This is a genomic window from Arenimonas sp. (assembly GCF_019459675.1).
GTDB lineage: Bacteria > Pseudomonadota > Gammaproteobacteria > Xanthomonadales > Xanthomonadaceae > Arenimonas.
Genome location: NZ_JAIBFH010000411.1, coordinates 1 through 3,050 on the forward strand (window position 1 = coordinate 1; position 3,050 = coordinate 3,050).

Annotated in this window: 3 protein-coding genes; 2 read left to right on the forward strand and 1 reads right to left on the reverse strand. The window is 70.1% G+C overall.

The annotated features are described in order from the left end of the window. The first annotated feature begins 97 nt into the window (after positions 1–97). Positions 98–928 carry a hypothetical protein gene (locus tag K0M70_RS13580; RefSeq protein ID WP_290782814.1) on the forward strand — a complete coding sequence of 277 codons (831 nt, stop codon included), beginning with the start codon at positions 98–100 and terminating at the stop codon, positions 926–928. A gap of 15 nt (positions 929–943) precedes the next feature. Here K0M70_RS13580 and K0M70_RS13585 read toward each other — a convergent pair whose 3' ends face one another. Beyond that, entirely contained in the window at positions 944–2,443 is a 1,500-nt protein-coding gene (locus K0M70_RS13585) for an NADP-dependent isocitrate dehydrogenase (RefSeq protein ID WP_290782816.1), read from the reverse strand. A gap of 74 nt (positions 2,444–2,517) precedes the next feature. Here K0M70_RS13585 and K0M70_RS13590 point away from each other — a divergent pair, with 74 nt between their 5' ends. Continuing rightward, complete coding sequence (locus K0M70_RS13590) at positions 2,518–2,991, forward strand: winged helix-turn-helix domain-containing protein (protein ID WP_290782817.1); 474 nt, start codon at positions 2,518–2,520, stop codon at positions 2,989–2,991. Positions 2,992–3,050 lie beyond the last annotated feature (59 nt).

Sequence of the window (3,050 nt, forward strand, 5' to 3'; positions counted from 1 at the left end):
CCGCGAGGTCGTGCCGGGCCTTGCGTGCGCTCCGGCACTTGAGCTTGCCCGGTGCGTCCACGACACTCCGGTCTCCCTCCCCCGCGCGAGACCCTGCATGCCCCACAAGACCCTGATCGCCCTCGTCCTGGCCGGCGCCAGCCTCAGCGTGCAGGCCGGCGAATGCGAAGACAACTTCGCCAAGACCGGCAGCGCCTTCAGCGGGGTGGATTTCTCCAGCAAGGTGAGCGTGCCGCAGCTCAGCGTGGCGGACGCGCTGGGCCAAGTGCGCGGCATCATGGTGTCGGAGGAAATGGACGTGATCACCGAAGATCCCGCGGGCGGCGTAATGCTGGTCGAGCAGCGCTCGCAGGGCACCACCCGCGCCATCCCGACGCTGGTGAACGTCAGCGCCAGCGGCGACGCGGCCACGGTGCAGTTCACCATCAAGACCGAGAAGGGCATGTTCGCCAAGCAGGACACCATGCGCACGTACCTGTGCGACCTGCTGTCGCGCGTGAAGGGCGGCGAGGCTGGCCGGCTGGCTGCCGCGCAGGGCGCCCAGGCGCGCAACAGCGACAGCGTGACGGTGAAGGACGTGTACGTGTTCTCGCGCGAGATTGCCCAGGAGGCCAAGGGCAATTCGCTGGTGGTGGGCGCGCGCCACAAGGGCCGCAAATACGCGCTCAAGGGCAACGTGGACTACATCCAGGAGGACGGCGAGGACTACAACGTGTCCTTCGAGATCCCCGAGCAGTACGACGTGCAGCTGCGTGCGCCCGGCGACCGCGAGTCGCGGGTCGGGGTGGCCTGCCTGTTCCGCCCCAACCAGCTGGCCAACGTGCTGACCTGGCGCAAGGGCGACCGCGTCACCTTCACCGGGTCGTTCTACCGTTACGACGACATCAAGCGCATGGTCTGGCTGGAAAACTGCAGCAAGACCGGCTGACCGCGCCGCCGCCGGCTACTCGCCCTGCGCCTGCGAGTAGCCGGGCGTGCCGTCGAAGGTGTAGAGGTTCTCGGTCTTCACCGCGTCCAGTCCGCCCGCATGCAGCCGCAGCAGCAGCGCGGCAATGGCCTGCGGGCTTGCGGCACCGGGCGCGGCGGCCAGGAAGCGGCAGCGCCAATGGTCGGTACACAGGGTCTGCGCGTGGCCGTGCGGGTACACCTTGACGCCCCGGTTGGTGACCAGGGAAAGACGCCACTCCGGTGCGGCCATCGCCTCCAGCCGGCGTCCCAGGACATCGGGGTCGCGCGGGTCCTGGTCCCAGTTCACGAACACGTCCCCGCCCCCCAGCGCCGTGGCTGCCGGCGTGCGCGCGACGTTCGGCAGGAGGGCGACGGGCGTGTGGCTGGCGACGGCGGCGGGGTAATCCACGGCGGCCAGGGTCCGCGGCGCCTGGCCCAGTCGGCCGATGACGGCAGCGGCGAAGGCGCGCGTGCCCACGGCGGGCCGCCCGCCTGCGCCGGCCATGTCGGCGGTGAGCACGCCGTCCTCGATGGTGCGCAGCCAGGCGTTGTGGACCCGCGTGGCGGCCTGCGTGCGGCCCAGGTGCACCAGCATCATCACCGCCGACAGCAGCAGGCCGGACGGGTTGGCGACGTCGTGGCCGGCGATGTCGGGCGCCGAGCCATGCACCGCTTCGAACATGGCGCAGTCCCGGCCGATGTTGGACGAGGGGGCGATGCCGATCGAGCCGGCCACTTCGGCGGCCACGTCCGAAAGGATGTCGCCGTAGAGGTTGGGTGCCACCACCACGTCGAAGCGCTCGGGGTCCACGGCCATCTTGGCCGTGCCGATGTCGATGATCATGTGTTCGGCGGCCAGGTCGGGATACTCGGCGGCGATCTCGTCGAAGACCCGGTGGAACAGGCCGTCGGTGAGCTTCATGATGTTGTCCTTGGTCATGCAGGTGAGCTTGCGGCGGCCGTGGCTGCGCGCGTATTCAAAGGCGTAGCGCACGATGCGCTCGCAGCCCGGGCGCGTGATCAGCTTCAGGCACTGGTAGACCTCTTCGCTCTGGCGGTGCTCGATGCCGGCGTACGTGTCTTCTTCGTTCTCGCGCACGATCACCACGTCCATGGCCGGGTGACGGGTGGCGATGAACGGATGGTAGGCCACGCACGGGCGCAGATTGGCGTACAGCCCCAGCGACTTGCGCAGGCTCACGTTGACGCTCTTGTAGCCGCCGCCCTGGGGCGTGGTGATGGGGCCCTTGAGCAGCACGCCGTGTTCGGTAATGGCGTCCATCACCTCGGGGCCGAAGCCGGACAGGGCGCCGTTGCGGTAGGCTTCCAGGCCAACGGTCACCGGCTGGAAGCCCAGGCCCGGGTCGGCCGCCGACAGCACGGCCAGCACGGCGTCCATGATTTCCGGGCCGATGCCGTCGCCGGCGGCCACGGCGATGGTGCGGGGGGCCGGGGCCGGGACGGGGGTCGAGGCGAGGGCTAGGGCGGCAGACATAAGATCTCCAATTAGCGACATTCGTGTCGCGTATTGTAAATCCGAATTTAGGTATCGTGTCAACTGGAGCGGCGATGGCGAACGAACAAGCCCCGGGCTGGACCTTCCTGAGCAACCACACCCACGTGCTGGTGTGCCTGGCGGCCGACGGTGACCTGACCCTGCGGGAAGTGGCCCTGCGCGTTGGCGTGACCGAGCGCGCGGTGCAGCGCATCGTGGCCGACCTGGAGCTGGCGGGCGTCCTGGAGCGCACGCGGGACGGGCGCCGCAACGCCTACCGCATCGACCCCGGCGTGCCGCTGCGGCACCCGCTGGAATCGCACCGGCGCATCGGCGACCTGCTGGGCGTCGTGGCCATCGCCCCGGCACAGCGGACCCCGACTGCCGGCCGATCGATCCGAAAGGCCGTGCAGCCGACGGCGGCCAAACCGGCCCGCAAGGCGGCGGCCAGGCCGGCGGCCAAACGCGCCTCCAAGCCCACCTCCAAGCCCACCTCCAAGCCCCCCGCCAAGCCCCCCACCAAGCCCACCCGTACCGGCCGCCGCTGAACACCGCCCAGCCCCCGCCGCCGGCACAGCCGTACGCCAGCAGCGCGTGCAGGAGAAGC